Origin of the sequence: Butyrivibrio hungatei (assembly GCF_900101605.1) — a bacterium.
In the GTDB taxonomy this organism is placed as follows: Bacteria; Bacillota; Clostridia; order Lachnospirales; family Lachnospiraceae; genus Butyrivibrio; species Butyrivibrio hungatei_B.
Genome location: NZ_FMUR01000022.1, coordinates 24,413 through 42,891, shown reverse-complemented (window position 1 = coordinate 42,891; position 18,479 = coordinate 24,413). Strand labels below are relative to the sequence as shown.

General features: G+C 40.8%; 14 protein-coding genes and 1 other annotated feature. Of the genes, 9 read left to right on the top strand and 5 right to left on the bottom strand.

Annotated features, from left to right (window positions below; genetic code table 11):
* Positions 1–9: 9 nt before the first annotated feature.
* On the bottom strand, positions 10–2,565 hold the full coding sequence (locus tag BLP87_RS14630) for a putative glycoside hydrolase (RefSeq protein WP_074463337.1): 2,556 nt from the start codon (positions 2,563–2,565) through the stop codon (positions 10–12).
* 80 nt (positions 2,566–2,645) lie between these two features.
* Between BLP87_RS14630 and trmB the strand changes: the two genes are divergently transcribed.
* The 3 genes from trmB to BLP87_RS14615 are packed head-to-tail and all read left to right on the top strand — an operon-like array spanning position 2,646 to position 5,133.
* Positions 2,646–3,296, top strand: coding sequence for a tRNA (guanosine(46)-N7)-methyltransferase TrmB (gene trmB / locus BLP87_RS14625; RefSeq protein WP_074463336.1), 651 nt, complete (start codon positions 2,646–2,648; stop codon positions 3,294–3,296).
* A gap of 3 nt (positions 3,297–3,299) precedes the next feature.
* Positions 3,300–3,620, top strand: a complete 321-nt coding sequence (gene trxA / locus BLP87_RS14620; RefSeq protein ID WP_074463335.1) for a thioredoxin — start codon at positions 3,300–3,302, stop codon at positions 3,618–3,620.
* 34 nt (positions 3,621–3,654) lie between these two features.
* Entirely contained in the window at positions 3,655–5,133 is a 1,479-nt protein-coding gene (locus BLP87_RS14615) for an SH3 domain-containing protein (RefSeq protein ID WP_074463334.1), read from the top strand.
* Here BLP87_RS14615 and BLP87_RS14610 read toward each other — a convergent pair.
* On the bottom strand, positions 5,116–5,568 hold the full coding sequence (locus BLP87_RS14610; protein ID WP_074463333.1) for a hypothetical protein: 453 nt from the start codon (positions 5,566–5,568) through the stop codon (positions 5,116–5,118). The genes BLP87_RS14615 and BLP87_RS14610 overlap by 18 nt on opposite strands.
* Before the next feature lie 34 nt (positions 5,569–5,602).
* On the opposite strand from BLP87_RS14610, the gene murI reads away from it, so the two are divergent.
* The 5 genes from murI to proS all read left to right on the top strand — a co-directional run bounded on the left by murI (position 5,603) and on the right by proS (position 12,588).
* The gene (murI, locus tag BLP87_RS14605; protein ID WP_074463332.1) at positions 5,603–6,421 is read left to right on the top strand and encodes a glutamate racemase; all 819 of its coding nucleotides are present in this window, start codon (positions 5,603–5,605) and stop codon (positions 6,419–6,421) included.
* Positions 6,422–6,553: 132 nt separating this feature from the next.
* Positions 6,554–8,785: an anaerobic ribonucleoside-triphosphate reductase gene (gene nrdD / locus BLP87_RS14600; protein WP_074463331.1), complete on the top strand. Its 2,232-nt coding sequence runs from the start codon at positions 6,554–6,556 to the stop codon at positions 8,783–8,785.
* A gap of 94 nt (positions 8,786–8,879) precedes the next feature.
* Entirely contained in the window at positions 8,880–9,428 is a 549-nt protein-coding gene (gene nrdG, locus BLP87_RS14595; RefSeq protein ID WP_074463330.1) for an anaerobic ribonucleoside-triphosphate reductase activating protein, read from the top strand.
* Between the two features lie 158 nt (positions 9,429–9,586).
* Positions 9,587–10,609, top strand: coding sequence for a sugar kinase (locus BLP87_RS14590; protein WP_074463329.1), 1,023 nt, complete (start codon positions 9,587–9,589; stop codon positions 10,607–10,609).
* 204 nt (positions 10,610–10,813) lie between these two features.
* Positions 10,814–11,049 (top strand) — a binding site (T-box leader).
* A 105-nt stretch (positions 11,050–11,154) separates the two neighbouring features.
* Entirely contained in the window at positions 11,155–12,588 is a 1,434-nt protein-coding gene (gene proS / locus BLP87_RS14585; protein ID WP_074463328.1) for a proline--tRNA ligase, read from the top strand.
* Positions 12,589–12,696: 108 nt separating this feature from the next.
* On the opposite strand, the gene BLP87_RS14580 is transcribed toward proS, so the two are convergent.
* The 3 genes from BLP87_RS14580 to BLP87_RS14570 all read right to left on the bottom strand — a co-directional run bounded on the left by BLP87_RS14580 (position 12,697) and on the right by BLP87_RS14570 (position 17,020).
* On the bottom strand, positions 12,697–13,344 hold the full coding sequence (locus BLP87_RS14580) for a hypothetical protein (protein ID WP_074463327.1): 648 nt from the start codon (positions 13,342–13,344) through the stop codon (positions 12,697–12,699).
* 222 nt (positions 13,345–13,566) lie between these two features.
* A complete protein-coding gene (locus BLP87_RS14575) occupies positions 13,567–15,252 on the bottom strand; it encodes a GGDEF domain-containing protein (RefSeq protein WP_074463326.1) in 1,686 nt (561 codons plus the stop codon).
* Positions 15,245–17,020 carry a GGDEF domain-containing protein gene (locus BLP87_RS14570; RefSeq protein WP_074463325.1) on the bottom strand — a complete coding sequence of 592 codons (1,776 nt, stop codon included), beginning with the start codon at positions 17,018–17,020 and terminating at the stop codon, positions 15,245–15,247. The genes BLP87_RS14575 and BLP87_RS14570 overlap by 8 nt, the downstream gene beginning before the upstream one ends.
* Before the next feature lie 100 nt (positions 17,021–17,120).
* On the opposite strand from BLP87_RS14570, the gene BLP87_RS14565 reads away from it, so the two are divergent.
* Positions 17,121–18,470, top strand: a complete 1,350-nt coding sequence (locus BLP87_RS14565) for a CCA tRNA nucleotidyltransferase (protein ID WP_074463324.1) — start codon at positions 17,121–17,123, stop codon at positions 18,468–18,470.
* Positions 18,471–18,479: the final 9 nt, after the last annotated feature.

The window sequence follows — 18,479 nt, the reverse complement described above, 5'->3', positions numbered from 1 at the left end:
CTGCTTTTTTCAGCTTTTTGTTAATGCATCAATATTGTAATTGCTATTAGAATTCCATAGTATCCATTCGTCATAACCGGCGTCATATACGGCTTGGATTTGCGCTCGTATTTCTTTTCCCTCATATTTTATATGTCCTTTTACCCAGGTTGCGGTGAACGCTTGAAGCCATGGCCGAATAACAGCATGATTATTATTTGAAATTGGCTTTAAGATTTCATTAGATTTTTCAAGTGCTTTATTAACCGTATCGTAAGGATGGGCATCGGGAACATCTAATTTAAATTCTCCGTCTGCATAATGAGATGGATAGATCATTGGACAGATGATATCTAAATTGGAGACAAGATTTACATAATCCTGGCCGACGTGTTTTGAGTCTTTGTTACTATTGATTATTGTTCCAAAAACATCAGCTGATACAGGAATGTTATGTTTATGCCCCTCTTCAGTTACTTTGGCTAAGAACTCAGTGATATAATTTCTACGGGCATCATCATCATCTGAAACGAGATCATATAAGGCATCATCAGCTTTTTGTCCAACCGGAAATCTAACATAATCAAGTTGCACTTCATCAAAACCGAGCGCACAACAACTGTCCACAAGGCTAATAATATAATCCCATACTTCTTCTTTACATGGGTTCACCCAAGCATTCCCATTGGCATCAGTTATAGGTGTATTGTCAGAAGATGTAAGAGCAAGCTCAGGATGAGCTTTTGCCAATATAGGATCTTTGAAACAAGCTATTCTTGCAATTACATATATATCATTTTCTTTTAGCTTTTTTAAAAGTGCACTAATGTCTTTTATGTAGGCAATGCCGGAGTTCATTTCTATGACATTTTCATTATCCATTTTAAAGGTAATGTTTCCATTGTCATCTTTAACATCAAGAACAATTGTATTTAGTTCTGTTTCGTTTATAAGACTAATGATATCGTCAAGCTTATCTGTTCCGGCTGTTGGACCTGTGACATATATGCCTTTTACCTTTAAATGATTTTCTTTCCACACATCCATGTTATCAGCTGATTCTTCTATAACAGGTGTTTCCGGTTTAATCTCATCCGTATTTTTTGTATGAGTATTTTTTTGTGATTTGGAATTAAAAAAGATAAACAAACCGAAGCAGATAATTGCGATAACTATAACAGCTACAATAATATATATTTTTTTATACCGGATATGTCCTTTATTAAATTCTCGCTTTCTTCTGTTGTATCGAATACGATCGCTTCTGCTATGGAATGTTCTGTTAGCTGCAATCCTTGTTGCAACAGACGCGACTAAGGTCATTAGAACAACAAAGACTCCGGCACACATAATAAGTATCTTTACATTGATAAAAATCGAATGATACGCATTGGCTAATTGTGAGGGTGTTCCGTTCTGTTCAAAGTAGCATACATGGGCGTTTCCGATCGTGGTTCCGTTATACTTATAAATAACCTTTGCAAGTGCATTACTTGTTTTGCTCTTTTCCTCAGGAGTAATATCATAAGAGATTTCATATTCTGTATCATCAATCGATGCGTTGACGGGAAGCACAATATAATCATTGGGATTAAGATTTAAGATCGTTCCCGACTTTCCAAACACATCATTATCGGACTCAAAGAAAAGAGAATCATCCGGCATATATCTTTGGTCACTCTCTGCAACTTTTTCCGCACGGAAATTATTGAAGCCGTAATTAAAAAGTGTAACGGTATCATTGAACTGCTCGGGAGAGTCATCTTTTAATACGACACAGATAAGTTTCATGCCGTCTCTTTCCGCACATGTAACAAGAGTCTCATTTGCTTGTGCGGTATAACCTGTCTTACCGCCTACAATACCATCATATTTTATTTCTCCGTTTATCAGCTTGTGCTTGTTGTGCAGATAAAAATCATCAGGCTGAGATGCTGTCGGAGTAAAATGATATGTTGGTGTGTTTCCGACTTTACATAAGAGATCGTTGCTAAAATATTCTGTAGCTATAAGAGCAAGATCATGTGCGCTTGTATAATGCTCCGGATCATGGAGACCGTTGGTATTAACGAAATGAGTATTCTGACATCCGAGTTCTTTTGCCCTTTCGTTCATACGGTCAACATATTTGGATACACTTCCGCTTATATGTTCCGCAAGAGCATTGGCAACTTCGTTTGCACTTCCGACCATTATTCCAAAAAGAGCCTGCTCAAGAGAAATAGATTCGCCTTCATCCATTCCTATACTCGATCCGTCATTTGGAACACTAAAGACCGCATCGTGAGAGAAAACAATCTGCTCATCCAACTTGGCATTTTCAACAGCAAGAAGACACGTCATTATTTTGGTCGTACTTGCGGGATAGAGTTTCTCATCCATATTTTTGGAATAGAGAATAGTCTTCGTATTCGCATCCATAACAATGGCAGCTTCCGCCGATATAGAAGGTCCTTCGGGCCAATCTTGTACCTGGCGGGCTTCAATAGGAAGCTCTGATAAAAAAGATGCTGCTAATAATAAGGAAATTGAAGCAGCCAGATGTCTTATTCTATTTTTGTGATTAATGTCTGCAGAAAAGTTCATAGTATGTAAATAATACAATACTTCCCATTCAAGGGCAAATGTTGTAAAATTCTTTATAAAGGATAGGTGGAATTTAAAAAATGCGATTACGTAATATTGCGGGTTCAAGAGAAGTTATTGCCGAGAGTAAGTACACTGTTAAGGACCCTGAGCAGAAAAAAGGACTTTGGAAAAAAGAGATATTTGGAAACGATAATGAGATCCATATAGAGATAGGTATGGGTAAGGGACGTTTCATAATGGATATGGCAGCGCTCCATCCCGATATTAATTATGTAGGAATAGAAAAATATTCGAGCGTACTTCTTCGTGCGATACAGAAGCAGGAAGAGTTGCAACTTCCAAATGTTATCTTTATAAGAATGGATGCGGAAGATATTACGGAAGTATTTGATGAATCCGAAGTAGGAAAAATATATTTGAATTTTTCAGATCCGTGGCCGAAGGACAGACACGCCAAGAGACGACTTCCTTCGCGCGAGTTTCTGAAGCGATATGATAAAATATTAAAAAAAGACGGCGTTGTGGAATTTAAGACGGACAACGAAGGACTTTTCACATTTGCCCGTGATGAGGTCGAACCTGCAGGATGGAATATTGATGCCATTACATATGACCTTCATAATGATGAAGTCATGAATGAAGGAAATGTAATGACTGAATATGAAGAGAAGTTTTCGTCACTCGGAAATCCAATATTTAAGTACGTTATCAGCAGAAAGGGGGACTAACCTATGGACTACACGTTGAACAGTCAGAATTTTGAAGAAGAAGTTCTGAAAAGTAAGTTGCCGGTACTTGTTGATTTTGCAGCAGACTGGTGCGGACCATGTAAGATGATGTCACCTGTTATTGACGAACTTGCAGAGGAATACGAAGGTGAGCTTAAGGTCGGAAAGATAAATGTTGACCAGGCACCCGACATAGCTCAGAAGTATAATGTAATGTCCATTCCGATGTTCGCTGTGTTTAAGAATGGAGAGTTGACTGAGACAGCAATAGGAGCTCAGAACAAGACAAAATTACAGTCTATAATCGATAAAGTGCTGGCTTAACAGTCAGCACCTTTTTAAAGAGGAGATTAAGGTTTTGCCAAATAAGATTACAAACTTTGAAAATTATAGGAAGAGAGATGACTACGATACATATGATCCGGATGAGAGATATGATACGGGTAATATGTATGAAGACATGCATGATTATGATGGCAGAGATTATGACGATCAGGACTATGCCGATGATGAGTATGATCACCGCGATTATACCGATCAGGAAGATGATCACCATGACTATGATGATCAGAGAGATTATGCAGATTATTCTGATCCTGACAGTCATCAGGATAATGACGATCGTAACAGTAGTCAGGTACAAAGTCAGTCGCAGCCACAGTCGCAACCACAGGACCAGAGCCGTAACGTGACTCAGGACAGGCCTGTAAGCGACAAAGCTTCGAATAGCGAACAAGAGGAGCTGGGCGATATAGAAATAGCCGATCCCTATAATTTTTTCAATGAAGATGAGCGTGAAGCATATTTCCGCCAGAGAGAGCAACAGAATGGGCAAACTGTAAATCCTGATATGCAGAGAAGAGAGCGCGTAGATAATCGCAGCGACGGTCGAAACCCGAGAAGAGACGACGAACGCCCTATGCGCCGTGACGATGGATATCCACCGAGAAGAGACGATGAGCGACCTATGCGCCGTGGTGAAGGATATCCGCCAAGAAGAGATGACGAGCGTCCTATGCGTCGTGATGATGGATACCCGCCGAGAAGAGACGATGAGCGTCCTATGCGTCGTGATGATGGATACCCGCCGAGAAGAGATGAGGAACGTTCTATGCGCCGAGATGATGGATACCCACCAAGAAGGGATGGCGAGAGACCTATGCGTCGAGATGACGCGTACCCGCCTAGAAGAGACGAAGGTCGTCCAAGATATCGTGACGACGATTATGCACCAAGAAGAGATGAACGTCCCAGACGTCGTGACGATGAGTACATGCCAAGAAGAGACGATCGTCCCAGACGCCGTGATGATAGAGATGATTATCGTGACGATGATCGTTATCGTCGTCGTGGAAGAGATTACTACGAAGAAGATTACGATGAGGATTATGATAATTACGATGATGACAACGGAATTGATGAGCAGACCAAGCTCCTTATGATCAGAATCGCATCTGTTGTCACAGGATTATTGATCCTTATGTTTCTTGTGTTCATTGTAAAGGCGAAGTTCATTGATAAGGTAGCTTCACCTGATTCTGAAAAGACATCAACAGAGTCCCAAAAGGATGGCGATGATGATAAAGATGACGAAGAAGGAAATGGTGATATTGATATACCTGAAGGATATGACGAGACTAATGATAAAGTAGTCGTAAACTATGAATTCTTGAATCTCAGATCTTCACCGAGTACGAGCAGTGATATCGTTACTAAGGCAAAAGAAGGAGATGAACTTAAGAGAATTGCAGTAAGTAATGACGGATCGTGGGCACTTATCAATTACAAAGGTAAGGCAGTGTACGCATCCATGGATTATTTAAGCGTTAATCCTTGAGTGAAGCCAGGAATAGAATTTATCCATTGCTTCCGAAAGAGAACTTTCCGAGCGTGAAAAAGAATCAGCTTGTGAGAGAACTTCATCGGAAGATATATCCCCGACATATTCTGCGATTTTTTGGGCAGAACAAGTCTCAAGCCGGCGATAATCCATATTTACCAGAAGATTGTTATAAAGAGCACTGACGCAGGTATATAACGATGGATATTTCTTCTGAATAAGAGAAAATTCATCGAGTATCTGCTCTCTGCTCTGTAAACAAAAGAGAATATAAACAGACTCAACTACTTCATGAGGCTCAATTTCCTCCTGATAGGAGTTGTCTTCATAGTCATCTCTTGTTGCGTAATACTCGCAAATCTCCTGAACTAAGGCACCGACTTTTGAATTGTCGTACAATTTCTGAAGTTCGTCAATTTTTTTATCATTCATAAGTAAAGTATAGCATATATAGAGGAAATCAAAAATGAAGATCGGTATTTTTGATTCCGGAATAGGTGGGCTTTCCGTACTTCACGAAGCTTATCATTATCTTCCGGAGCAAAATTACATATTTTATGCAGACATAGAACACGTACCGTATGGATTAAAAACCCCGGAGCAGATCCTTGAGTATTCGATCGGCATCACGGAGTTTTTGCTTGATAAGGGAGTTGATGCAATAGTTGTTGCCTGTAATACCGCGACCAGTGTTGCCATAAAAGAATTGAGAAAAAGATACAACATCCCGATTCTCGGAATGGAACCTGCAGTAAAACCCGCTGTCGAGGGAACTGATAAGAAGCGCATTATGGTCATCGCAACACCTGTGACCATCAGAGAAGACAAGCTAAAAGATCTACTTCACAGAGTTGACGAACATCACAGAGTAGACCTTCTTCCAATGCCGAGACTCGTAGAGTTTGCCGAGAGAGCAGAATTTGATTCGGACGAAGTTCTTAATTATATAAAGAAGCAGTTCGAACCTTATAATATGGAAGAATATTGTGCACTTGTGCTTGGATGTACACACTTTAACTATTTCAAACCTGCGTACAGACAGATTTTTGGAGAAGAGACACTTCTTATCGACGGAAATCACGGCACAGTGAAACACTTAGCGGAGGTTCTCGGACTAAAGTTGTCCGAAGCTCCCGATGATGTGGTTGAATTTAATGATATACACAAGATGTTGGAGAAATCGAAAACAGATTATTTTTACTCCGGAAAACCGATAACAGGTGAGACAGAGCTTGAACGTCTGAGAATACTACATAATCGGTTAGAATTTGTAAGAAAAAAATAATAATTATCCTTCTTGTATTTTACTATATAAAGTATTATCATAGTTATGCGACCACAATATATTGTTATTCGGCTAAAAAATATCGTGATTGCGAAAAAACATTTTTTTGTAAAATAAAAGAAGGGGGTTCTTATGAAGATCATTAAGAGAAGCGGTAAAGAAGTTGCGTTTGATGGCAATAAGATCATTGCGGCTATAGAGAAGGCAAACAACGAAGTTACAGACGAAAAGAAATTGACCGCAGGCCAGATCAGCGACATCGAAAGAAGTGTGGAGAACCAGTGCGCATCTCTTACTCGTGCAGCAAGCGTTGAGGAAATCCAGGATATGGTTGAGGATGGACTCATGAAATCAGGCAAGTACGAGGTTGCCAGAAAATACATTACATACCGCTATAAACATGCTCTTGTAAGAAAGTCCAATACGACGGATGAACAGATCATGTCTCTTATTGAGTGCAACAATGAGGAAGTTAAGCAGGAAAACTCAAATAAGAATCCTACAGTAAACAGCGTACAGAGAGATTACATGGCAGGTGAGGTCAGCAAAGATATCACAAAGAGATTTCTTTTGCCCGAAGACGTAGTAAGAGCACACGAGGCAGGACTTATCCACTTCCATGATTCTGACTATTTCGCACAGCATATGCATAACTGTTGCCTCGTAAATCTGGAGGATATGCTTCAGAACGGAACAGTTATTTCAGAAACAATGATAGAGCGTCCAAAGAGCTTTTCAACAGCATGTAACATTGCTACACAGGCAATTGCGCAGATTGCAAGTTCACAGTACGGCGGACAGAGTATCACACTTTCACATCTTGTACCTTTTGTTGATGTCAGCAGACAGAAATTCCGTAAAGAAGTTGCTCTCGAATTCGAGACAGCAGGAATGAAGATCAACAAGAAACAGGTAAATGATATCGCAGAGATGCGTGTTAAAAAAGAAGTAGAGAGAGGATGTCAGGTAATCCAGTATCAGGTCATCACACTTATGACCACAAACGGACAGGCTCCTTTCATAACAGTATATATGTACCTTGACGAAGTTCCCGAAGGACAGACAAGAGAAGACCTTGCCATGGTCATCGAGGAAATGCTCAAGCAGCGTATCACAGGAGTTAAGAACGAAAAGGGACAGCTTATAACACCTGCTTTCCCTAAGCTTATATACGTACTTGACGAAGACAACATTCATGAAGATTCCAAATACTGGTATCTGACTGAACTTGCCGCTAAGTGTACAGCAAAGAGACTTGTTCCCGATTACATCTCAGCAAAGAAGATGAAAGAGCTCAAGGGCGGAGACGTTTATCCTTGCATGGGATGCAGAAGTTTCCTTACACCTGACAATGAGAACGTTCCCGAGGGATTCTGCAACAAGGGCAACAAAGCTCATGCGAAGAATTACAAAGAGGGAGACCACAAATACTACGGAAGATTTAATCAGGGCGTTGTTACGATCAATCTCGTAGACGTGGCATGTACTTCCAATAAGGACGAAGATAAGTTCTGGGAGATAATGGAAGAGAGAACCGAGCTCTGTAAGAGAGCGCTTATGTGCAGACATGAGAGACTTCTTGGTACACCTTCAGACGTAGCTCCCATTCTCTGGCAGAACGGCGCACTTGCAAGATTACAGAAAGGCGAGACAATCGATAATCTCCTTTTTGGTAACTACTCAACAATATCACTCGGTTATGCCGGACTTTGCGAATGTACAAGATATATGAAGGGCGTTTCCCACACAGATGCAAAGGGAAAAGACTTCGCTATAAAAGTAATGCAGTTCCTCAATGATAAGTGTGCAAAGTGGAGAGCTGAGACAAATATTGCATTCAGCCTTTACGGAACACCGCTTGAGTCAACAACATATAAATTTGCAAAATGTCTGCAGAAGCGTTTCGGAATCATTCCTGACGTAACAGACAAAAACTATATTACAAACAGCTATCATGTTCATGTTACTGAGCAGATCGATGCATTTACAAAGCTTAAATTTGAATCCGAATTCCAGGCACTTTCACCGGGCGGAGCTATAAGTTATGTAGAAGTACCTGATATGAATAGCAATATTGAAGCGGTTATTTCAGTAATGAAATATATATATGAAAACATCATGTACGCTGAGCTCAACACCAAATCAGATTACTGCCAATGCTGCGGTTATGATGGGGAGATCAAGATTGTTACAGATACAGATGGTAAGCTTATTTGGGAATGCCCTAATTGTGGCAACAGAGATCAGAACAAGATGAATGTAGCAAGACGTACCTGTGGTTATATCGGAACACAGTTCTGGAACCAGGGACGCACACAGGAGATCAAAGAAAGAGTGCTCCATATGGCGACACCCAAGCTTTGATCGGTTACTGAATAAACCTACTAAGTAAAAGCCGGGATATACCTCCCGGCTTTTATTTCACCATAAAAACTATAAGTTTTTGGAAAGGCGAAAAATGAATTACGGACAGATATATTATGCCGATGTGGCAAACGGGATAGGATGCAGGACAGCTCTTTTTGTAAGCGGATGCACGCATCATTGCAAGGGTTGCTTTAATGAGATGACCTGGGATTTCAATTACGGACAAAAATACACCAAAGAAGTTGAGGATGAGATAATAGAATCCCTTAAACCAAGCTATATTGACGGTCTTACAATTCTCGGCGGAGAACCGATGGAAATAGTAAATCAGAAGGAGATAAGGCCGCTTCTTGAGCGTATAAAAAAAGAAGTTCCCAGAGCATCAATCTGGATTTATTCCGGATATACGTTGGAAGAGCTTACAGACGCATCAAACAAGAGATGCCACGGTGAAGATACCGATGCGATACTTTCAATGACAGATATACTTGTAGATGGAGAGTTTGAACTTGATAAAAAAGATCTCATGCTCAGATTCAGAGGCTCTTCAAATCAGAGAGTTATTGATATGAAAGAGACGCTAAAGTCAGGAAAAACGGTACTTTCCAAGTATAATGACAGAGACAGATCAAGAATGTAATAGTTCATATATGTACAAAAAATCGAAAAAAGCAGTGCAACTTTTGCAATGTTCGCCACAATGTAAGCACTTACAATATAAAACTTTTTGATATAATATAATTAACGTGAGCAGTACTTATTGAACGCAAAAGCTAATAAAGCTATGAGGAGGCAGCTATGGGAGACGAAAGATTTGATCTTTTAACTTTTGGAGAAATAATGCTTCGTCTTTCTCCGCCAAATTATGAGCGAATGACACGTGGAGATGTCTTTGATAAAAGAGCCGGCGGCTCGGAACTCAATGTTGCATCGGGCGTGGCGCTTTTGGGACTCCGCACAGGAGTTATTTCAAGACTTCCACAGAATGCTCTCGGAACTTTTATTAAGAACCGAATTCGTTTTGAGGGCGTATCTGATGACTATCTTATCTATGATGAGTCACCGGAAGCAAGGCTTGGAATTTATTACTACGAAAATGGTGCTGCACCACGAAAACCATCCATAGTCTACGACAGAATGAATTCTTCAATTACAAGGATTTCTTTGTCAGAGATTCCTGAGAGTGTGTATACATCTACGAGGATGTTCCATACAAGCGGAATTTCACTTGCACTTAACAAGAACACTTGTGAAGTTGCAACAGAGATGATAAAGAGATTCAAAGAGGGTGGCGCCAAGGTATCATTTGATTGCAATTACCGTGCCAACCTTTGGAGTGAAGAAGACGCCAGAACTGCAATAAAGAAGATCCTCCCTTATGTAAATATTCTTTTTGTGTCGGAGGAAACATCCCGACGCATGATGCAGAAAGATGGCGAGCTCTTCGATATAATGAAGAGCTATACTGAGGAATACCCTGTCGAAGTTGTTTGCACAACGCAACGACAGGTTATCAGCCCCAGAAAGCACAACTTTACGTCTACCATATATGACGCCAAGAACGACCGGTTTTATACCGAGGCGCCATATGCGGATATAGATGTAATAGACAGGATTGGTTCCGGCGATGCTTATGTATCCGGTGTATTATACGGAATGCTTAAGTACGATGATGTTCAGAAGGCGCTTGAATACGGTAATGCAACCTCAAGTGTCAAGAATACTATTCCGGGAGACCTTCCCGCAAGCGATCTAAAAGAGATTGACGGCATCATCAGAAATCATAATGCCGGAGGTCCTACAAGCGAGCTTAATCGCTGAGGACAAATGAATTTGCCGATTTACGTTCGCCATAACGTATTTCCTTTATAAAACCTCTACAGCAGGAGCAATCCTGCGGAAAAGACCGGACCCACCGGTCTTTTTGTTTTAGGGAACTTTTATAGGGAAAACACTATGAAAAGTTCCCTAAAACATACGTACCCTTGACAATCCCGCGAAATGTTAATAAAATCAACTTTAAATAATACGACGTTGAAGAGGAATAGTAACTGTGTAAGCGTTTCAGAGAGAGAGCCGTTGGTGTGAGGTTTTTACGTATAAACAGCGAACCTACCTTGGAGTTCTGTATGAAAACTCTTAGATAACTGATTGAGTATAAATACAGCGTTTCCCGCGTTAAGGGTTAAATTGAGTGAGACCATTGCAGAATCAGCATGGTTTAAATAGGGTGGTACCGCCGAGAATCTTCGGTCCCTGTTAGGGGATTTGAGGGTTCTTTTTTATATCATAGAAAAATCCTTTCTGATAAAAAAGCGTCTCTCAAAGTTCCCGGAAACACTTAATTGCAAAAAAGGAGAAAAGAAATGGCTGACAACAAGAAACTCGTATCAGAGATCACATCTATGGATGAAGATTTCACACAATGGTATACCGATGTGTGTATCAAAGCCGATCTCGTAAGTTATTCCAATATTAAGGGATGTATGGTAATCAAACCTGCGGGATATGCAATCTGGGAGCTTATCCAGAAGCACCTTGATGCAAGATTCAAGGCAACGGGAGTACAGAACGCATACCTTCCCATGTTTATCCCTGAGTCACTTCTTCAGAAGGAGAAAGATCACGTTGAGGGATTCGCACCTGAAGTTGCTTGGGTAACACATGGCGGACTTGAGCCTCTTACAGAGAGATATTGCGTACGTCCTACATCAGAGACACTTTTCTGCGATTACTACAAGGGAGAGATCCACTCATACAAAGACCTCCCTCAGGTACTTAACCAGTGGTGCAGCGTTGTTCGTTGGGAAAAAGAGACAAGACCTTTCCTTAGAAGCAGAGAATTCCTCTGGCAGGAAGGCCACACAGCACATGCTACATTTGAAGAAGCAGAAGAGCGTACACAGCAGATGCTTAACGTATACGCTGACTTCCTTGAGAACGACATGGCTATCCCTGTAATCAAGGGACAGAAGACAGATAAAGAAAAGTTTGCAGGAGCTGAGGCTACATACACAGTTGAGGCACTTATGCATGACGGAAGAGCTCTTCAGAGCGCAACCAGCCACAACTTTGGTGATGGATTTGCCAAGGCATTCGAGATCCAGTATGCGGGCAAAGATAACAAACTCCACTATGTAAATCAGACTTCATGGGGACTTACAACACGTACTATCGGAGCTATGATCATGGTACACGGTGACAACTCAGGACTCGTTGTTCCTCCTAAGATCGCTCCTATCCAGGTTGTTGTAATTCCTATCCAGCAGAAGAAAGAAGGCGTTCTTGATGCAGCTTACGATATCGCTAAGAGCCTTTCAGATTACAGAGTAAAGACAGACGATACAGACAGAACACCCGGATTCAAGTTCGCAGAGCAGGAGATGAGAGGAATTCCTGTACGTGTCGAGATCGGACCTAAGGATCTTGAGGCAGGAAAGTGCGTACTTGTAAGAAGAGATACAAGAGAAAAGATTGAGTGCGCTATCTCAGAAGTATCGGCTAAAGTCGGTGAGCTCCTCGATCAGATCCAGAAAGACATGTTCGCAAGAGCAAAGAAGCACCTTGAAGAGCACACATTTGTTGCTCACAATAAAGAAGAGTTCGCGGAGAACTTCAAGGAGACAAAGGGCTTCGTAAAGGCTATGTGGTGCGGAGACCGTGAGTGCGAAGATAAGATAAAGGAAGAATTTAACGTAACAAGCCGTTGTATGCCTTTCGAGCAAGAGAACATCTCAGATGTTTGCCCTATCTGCGGCAAGCCTGCTAAGAAGATGGTTTACTGGGGAAGAGCATATTGATAAATTCTATAATCAAGTAAAAATCAAAACAGGCGCGAGAAATGCAATAAATTTCTCGCACCCGTTTTTTAATTGTAATCATATCAAAATCAGAATCGTCTATTTAACTCACCTATTCATAATAGTCGGGCTAATATAATTGATAGAAAATACTTTGTTATCACGAACATCGAAACTGAGAATATAATTATCATAAGTATAATCATAGATTGCTTCGGAATTACCCGGTTTACCATAGGCAGAAATAATTTCTTCTACTGTACTTCCAATGCCAATTCCTTTGGATGTTTTGGCATTCGGTCCCATAAGAGAAATCTGTCCAACAGATAATTTTCCGTTATCTATAAATGTGTTGATAAAAAAGTCGGAATCATGTTCAGTTTCATCATAACTGTATACTTTCGAACCATCATCACGCTCAATGGGAGAATCGGCACAAGGTTTTCCTAGGGGGTCTATTTTGTCCAGCGTTGTCTGGAGATCATCAAGAAACGAAAATGTTTCACCCTTATATGTAAAAGTGGCATTATATGAAGCAGTGGAAGTGTCTGATGTGTCCGAAGAATCTGCAGAAGCGCTGTCTGAGCCTGTGTCAGACGTTGCCTCTGATGAGTTTGATTCGGAGTTTGCAGTAACTTCTTCAATTGATGTAGCGTCCGTTGAAGAATCTACGTCTGTCGAAGCAGCACCGCACCCCATAAGTGTGAGCATCATTGTAGTTGCTAATATAATTGCTGTCGTTGTTTTCTTTTTCATAGGTCTCTCCTTTTTATATAGCAGATGAAAATGTTAGAATGCTATCTGTATCAAATGAATTAATACACTTATAACACGGAGAAGTAATCATGTCAACTCTTTTTTCTGTAGTCAATAAAAAGGATATATCAAGAATGTAGAAAAGAAGGGGCTTCATGGAGAAGACCCTTCTTTTGAGAAACAATACTGTGCAAATTTATAGAGATTTGAAAGTTTGAATACTTATCTAGTTTTTCCGATTTCTGCGTAATGTTTGCGCTTAGCATCGTACATCTTCTTGTCGGCAAGCATGAATACCGAATGGACGTCTTGTTCCTCTGTTTCGGAGCGGAAGGCATATCCGTAGGATACGCTGTGGTTGACGTCGGGATCTTCTTTATCAAGTTCAAGAAGAAGATTGTCCAGTTTCTTTAGCAGAGCCTCAAGTTCGTCGCGCCGAATACTGTCGAATACGGCAAGGAATTCGTCACCACCTGTTCTGAAGCAGTCACCTTTTCGACAAAATACCTTGGAAAGTGCATCCGCAAAGCTCTTGATAAGTTTGTCTCCGGCGGGGTGACCGTCGTTATCATTAACTTGCTTTAGACCGTTAAGGTCGAGACTGACGATACAGAAGTCCAGATCGGAGCGTTCAAGGTCATTGAGTTTCATATCACAGCTTGCTCTGTTGGGAAGTCGTGTAAGTGCATCCTCGTAGGCAAGTTGAGTAAGCGATGCATATTCTTTTCGCTGAGCATAGAACTTTGTCATGAATACAAAGTGGTTAAGGAGCTGTGTTACAACGAAAAACAGCGAAGCCGAAGGAATCAGAAACTTCATGATAAAGCTGTCTCTGCAGTCGACATTTTTATTCATCATGTCTGAAAGTACCACCAGCATAAAGCTCAGACTGACGAAAGTGATTCCCAACATGATGATCTGTGTGGAAGGGTTTCGCGTCTTGCTCCTGATATCCTTGATGTTATACATGATCAGCGCAAGAAACGATAGCGTTGACAATATGTAGTAAGGCATCAGGAAATGATGAATGTGCACTTTGTTCATTAAGTGAAGCACAATAAAAAGGATGCTGAATGCCAGCGTCGAAAAGCCAAGTATTCCGACGACCGAATAAACATCCGATTTGTGCAGGTTGTATATAAGCAGATATACACAAGGTACAAGCAGGAATAGTGACACATAACGTAGGAATGTGTTTATTTCCTTGGTGATAAGGAAAGTTGTGCAATCAAAAGTTGTTAACAGCCAAAGTCCAAGCAGGATCACTATAAGCGAGCATATAATCTGAGTAAATACACCTGAAGATCTCATGTACAGAACAAGTGAGATCAGGAGGAATATGTGTCCGAAAACAATCAGGAACATTCCTGTCAGCAACGGATATGCCGCAGTATACAAAAGCAATCTGTATATATCGTCATAATTACCCAAAAGAGGCGTGATGACACTAAGCTTAGTGTCGTTTTCAACTACGTAGAGATCGATTGACAGTTTTTTTCCTTCGAAATCTTTTTTCAAAGGAATGATGTTGTATCCCGTTCCGATGAAGGAGCCGTCTGTTCGGGCATCCAGGTTTTCTTTTGCAATGGTATAACCGTCAAGAAAAACTTCATAAGCGCAGTGCTGTGTCTTGAAAACAAGATAAGGGAACGGCGCATTGTTCTTCTGAAGGGGATGAGGCCTTGTCAGGGTTATCTTGTCCCCTCGTGAAAAAGTAATACCAAGCTGATCGCTGAGATTCGATATATTGGTGTTCAAATATTGCTGGTTCTTATAAGTTACAACCCATCCCTTATCAAGCGTGAATTTAGGATACAAAGGATTAACTTTAAGAAATGTTGTAAATATAAACGATATAAGCGCTATAAAGAAAATTGAGGAAAGAGCGAAGGTGATATGTTTACGCATTAGCATTCACCTCCTCCATTTCGTGTTCCATTTCTTTACGTCCGTGATGTTCTTTTTTCATTTCATACATTCTTGAATCTGCAAGCATATATACTTCGTTTGAGGATGCATTCGGTACCTCGTAGCTGTAAGCATAACCATAAGAAGCACTGTACTGGAAAACCTGTTCCTTGCGGTTCCAATCAGACATAAGAGAGTGAAATTCATGGATTCTCTTAGTGCAACTGGAGGCATGTTCGCCGAGCATGATAACGACAAATTCGTCACCACCCATACGACCGATAAGGTTCGCATCCCAGAAACAATCAGTCAAAATTGTAGCAAAGCCGGTAAGCAAGCGGTCTCCTTCGTGATGTCCGTAAGTATCGTTGACCATCTTGAGCTTGTTCAGATCGATACTTATGATTACATAAATACTACGCTCCTGAGAGATAACATTCATTACCTGCTCGCAACGGGCTCTGTTGGAAAGTCCCGTCAAAGGATCGGTATAGGCAAAATCCGACAATCTCTCCTGCAGCGAAGAAATCCTGCTACTGTAGATACTGTAGAACATGTAACTGATAAGCAGGCAGGAGACGAAGATAACGGCACCAAAAGTAAATCCGTTACCAAAGTTAGGTGTATATCCGCGGTTGCTTGAATACTTGCGGATGTTGTACATAGCTATATCTACGGACGAGAATATGATGAATGTCACAACACCTATAAGGAAGAACATGTCTGAGTTTAGGTTTCTGTTCTGAGAGGTTCGGAAATGCTTTCTGTTTTTTACCAGAATAATCAGAACCATTATAGTTTCGCTGACGATATAGCCCTGAATGAAGGATGTCATCGCTGAAAAACGCTTGATCGTTGACAAGTGCAGTATAGTCATTCCTGCGAAAAGAAGGAAATCAAATATAACCAGGAGTTTCAAGAATCTCTTGAGTTTGCCCCTGAATATTGAAATGATATAGCCCAGAATGGAGATGGGCATACAAATAAACGATGAATACTCGCAGAAAGAGTTAACCATCGGGTTGTTTATGAGCATGTCTATGAAATCAAATCTGGCAACAATGTATGTTCCGAACAAAAGAGAAGTAAGTCCGCTGAAAAAAAGTCGGGACTCCTTATTGTGATACAGGAACATGTAAGGAGAAATGACTATAAGAATGAGCCCGAGCACTACAAGGAATACTCCGGCAAACAAATTTATTGTATTACTTAAAAGATGATAGGATAATATATCAACTCTCGATCCTATAACAAAAGGAGACAGCGAAGAAAATGATGCTTCCCTCGTGCCTATGAAAGTGATAATGATTTCCTCTTCGGAATAGCCTTTTACGATTAAAACGTGATTGTACTTGTTTGGAACTTCGGTAGTCTGACTGTATAAGTCTCTGCCGTATGTATATATCTGCCAGTTCTCGTGCTTATCCGCTCTCTTCGAGCGTTCGGTATAGTGACGAACATTTACATCAACGATGCTGTGCATCGAATAAAAGTAGAGACATAACGAATCCTCACGTATCGTAGGAAGTGTCCTTGACAGTGAAAACGTATCGCCTTCATTGACAATAGGTACAACTACGTCGTTCAGGTTCTTGTTTGTAGCTATTTCTTTGCCATTATAAGTAACGGTCCAACCATCATCAAGCGGTATTAACTCTGAGGTATACTGGTAGGAAGAATCAATAATTTTCACAAATGAAAATATGCCCACCACGATAAGCAGCAAAAAACCTACTGCTATCAAGTTGTTGTTAATTCTAAATTTCATTCTGATTCCCTCATAATTTCATATATTAAGTATATATCGAGATTGAGAAAATTCCTAGAGTATTATTCACATTTGATATTCTTTGGGCTATTATGAAGGTATGATTATTAAATTACCGGAAAATGCAAAAAAGATATTGGATACCATGCATAAAGCTGGTTTTGAAGCATATGTGGTCGGAGGGTGCGTAAGAGATGCACTTCTTTCAAGAGAACCGGGAGACTGGGACATAACGACAAATGCTTTGCCCGAGGATATAAAAAAGCTTTTTAAACGAACGGTCGATACGGGAATTGAGCACGGAACGGTCACCGTTTTGATGGATAAAGAAGGATATGAAGTTACAACGTACAGAATTGACGGAAAGTACGAAGATAGCAGACATCCCAGTGAAGTGACATTTACAAAAAGTCTTACTGAGGATATGAGACGCCGCGATTTTACCATAAATGCGATGGCCTACAACGAGGAAGAAGGGCTTATAGACAGGTTCGGAGGAATCGAGGATCTTGAGAATAAGCTTATAAGGTGCGTTGGAGAGCCTACAGAGAGATTTTCGGAAGATGCACTTCGCATCATGAGAGCAGTAAGATTTTCAGCTCAGCTTGATTATGAGATAGAAGAAAAGACAAAAGAAGCGATCCGCGAACTTGCGTCTACGCTTTCCAAGATAAGTGCCGAGAGGATTCAGACGGAGCTTGTAAAGCTTCTTGTTTCCGACCATCCGGAAAAAGCGAAAGAAATGTATGAGCTTGGGATCACTAAGGTGATACTTCCCGAATTTGATGCATGTATGGAAACAGAGCAGTCCAATCCACATCATATGTACAGCGTCGGAGAACATATCATCAAGTCGCTCGGATATGTTAGAAACGATAAGGTTTTGAGGCTTACAATGTTATTGCATGATATAGCCAAGCCTTTGACGATAACGACGGATGATGAAGGTATCAATCATTTCCAAGGCCATGCTCAGCTTGGGGCGAAGATGGCACATGATATTTTCAGACGTCTTAAGTTTGACAGAAATACCATGGACAGAGTATGTAACCTGATCAAGTACCATGATGACAGGTTTCCCGCCACTTCTAAGAACGTGCGCAGAGTAATGAAAAGGGTAGGAGAAGATGAGTTTTCTTTTCTTCTTGACGTGAAATATGCGGATACAATGGCTCAGAGCGATTATTTCCGCGAAGAGAAGCTAAGGAACATAGAGGAATCGAGAGCTCTTTATGAGAATGTAAAAAAAGAAGGCGAGTGCGTGAGCCTTAAGAAGCTCGCGGTCAACGGCAAAGACCTTATCGAACTGGGAGTATCTCCCGGAAAGCAGATAGGAGAGGTGCTCGGAGCTATGCTTGATGATGTCATTGACGAGCCTTCACACAATACCAAAGAATATTTGCTCGATCCTGAGCAGTTAAAAAGTTTTTTTCCAAAAGATCATGTATGAGGGGATGAA

Bases quoted from the DNA above. Each gene is read 5' to 3' on its own strand.
- BLP87_RS14630 (WP_074463337.1), bottom strand. From the start codon at position 2,565: ATGAACTTTTCTGCAGACATTAATCACAAAAATAGAATAAGACATCTG.
- trmB (WP_074463336.1), top strand. From the start codon at position 2,646: ATGCGATTACGTAATATTGCGGGTTCAAGAGAAGTTATTGCCGAGAGT.
- trxA (WP_074463335.1), top strand. From the start codon at position 3,300: ATGGACTACACGTTGAACAGTCAGAATTTTGAAGAAGAAGTTCTGAAA.
- BLP87_RS14610 (WP_074463333.1), bottom strand. From the start codon at position 5,568: ATGAATGATAAAAAAATTGACGAACTTCAGAAATTGTACGACAATTCA.
- murI (WP_074463332.1), top strand. From the start codon at position 5,603: ATGAAGATCGGTATTTTTGATTCCGGAATAGGTGGGCTTTCCGTACTT.
- nrdD (WP_074463331.1), top strand. From the start codon at position 6,554: ATGAAGATCATTAAGAGAAGCGGTAAAGAAGTTGCGTTTGATGGCAAT.
- nrdG (WP_074463330.1), top strand. From the start codon at position 8,880: ATGAATTACGGACAGATATATTATGCCGATGTGGCAAACGGGATAGGA.
- BLP87_RS14590 (WP_074463329.1), top strand. From the start codon at position 9,587: ATGGGAGACGAAAGATTTGATCTTTTAACTTTTGGAGAAATAATGCTT.
- proS (WP_074463328.1), top strand. From the start codon at position 11,155: ATGGCTGACAACAAGAAACTCGTATCAGAGATCACATCTATGGATGAA.
- BLP87_RS14580 (WP_074463327.1), bottom strand. From the start codon at position 13,344: ATGAAAAAGAAAACAACGACAGCAATTATATTAGCAACTACAATGATG.
- BLP87_RS14575 (WP_074463326.1), bottom strand. From the start codon at position 15,252: ATGCGTAAACATATCACCTTCGCTCTTTCCTCAATTTTCTTTATAGCG.
- BLP87_RS14570 (WP_074463325.1), bottom strand. From the start codon at position 17,020: ATGAAATTTAGAATTAACAACAACTTGATAGCAGTAGGTTTTTTGCTG.
- BLP87_RS14565 (WP_074463324.1), top strand. From the start codon at position 17,121: ATGATTATTAAATTACCGGAAAATGCAAAAAAGATATTGGATACCATG.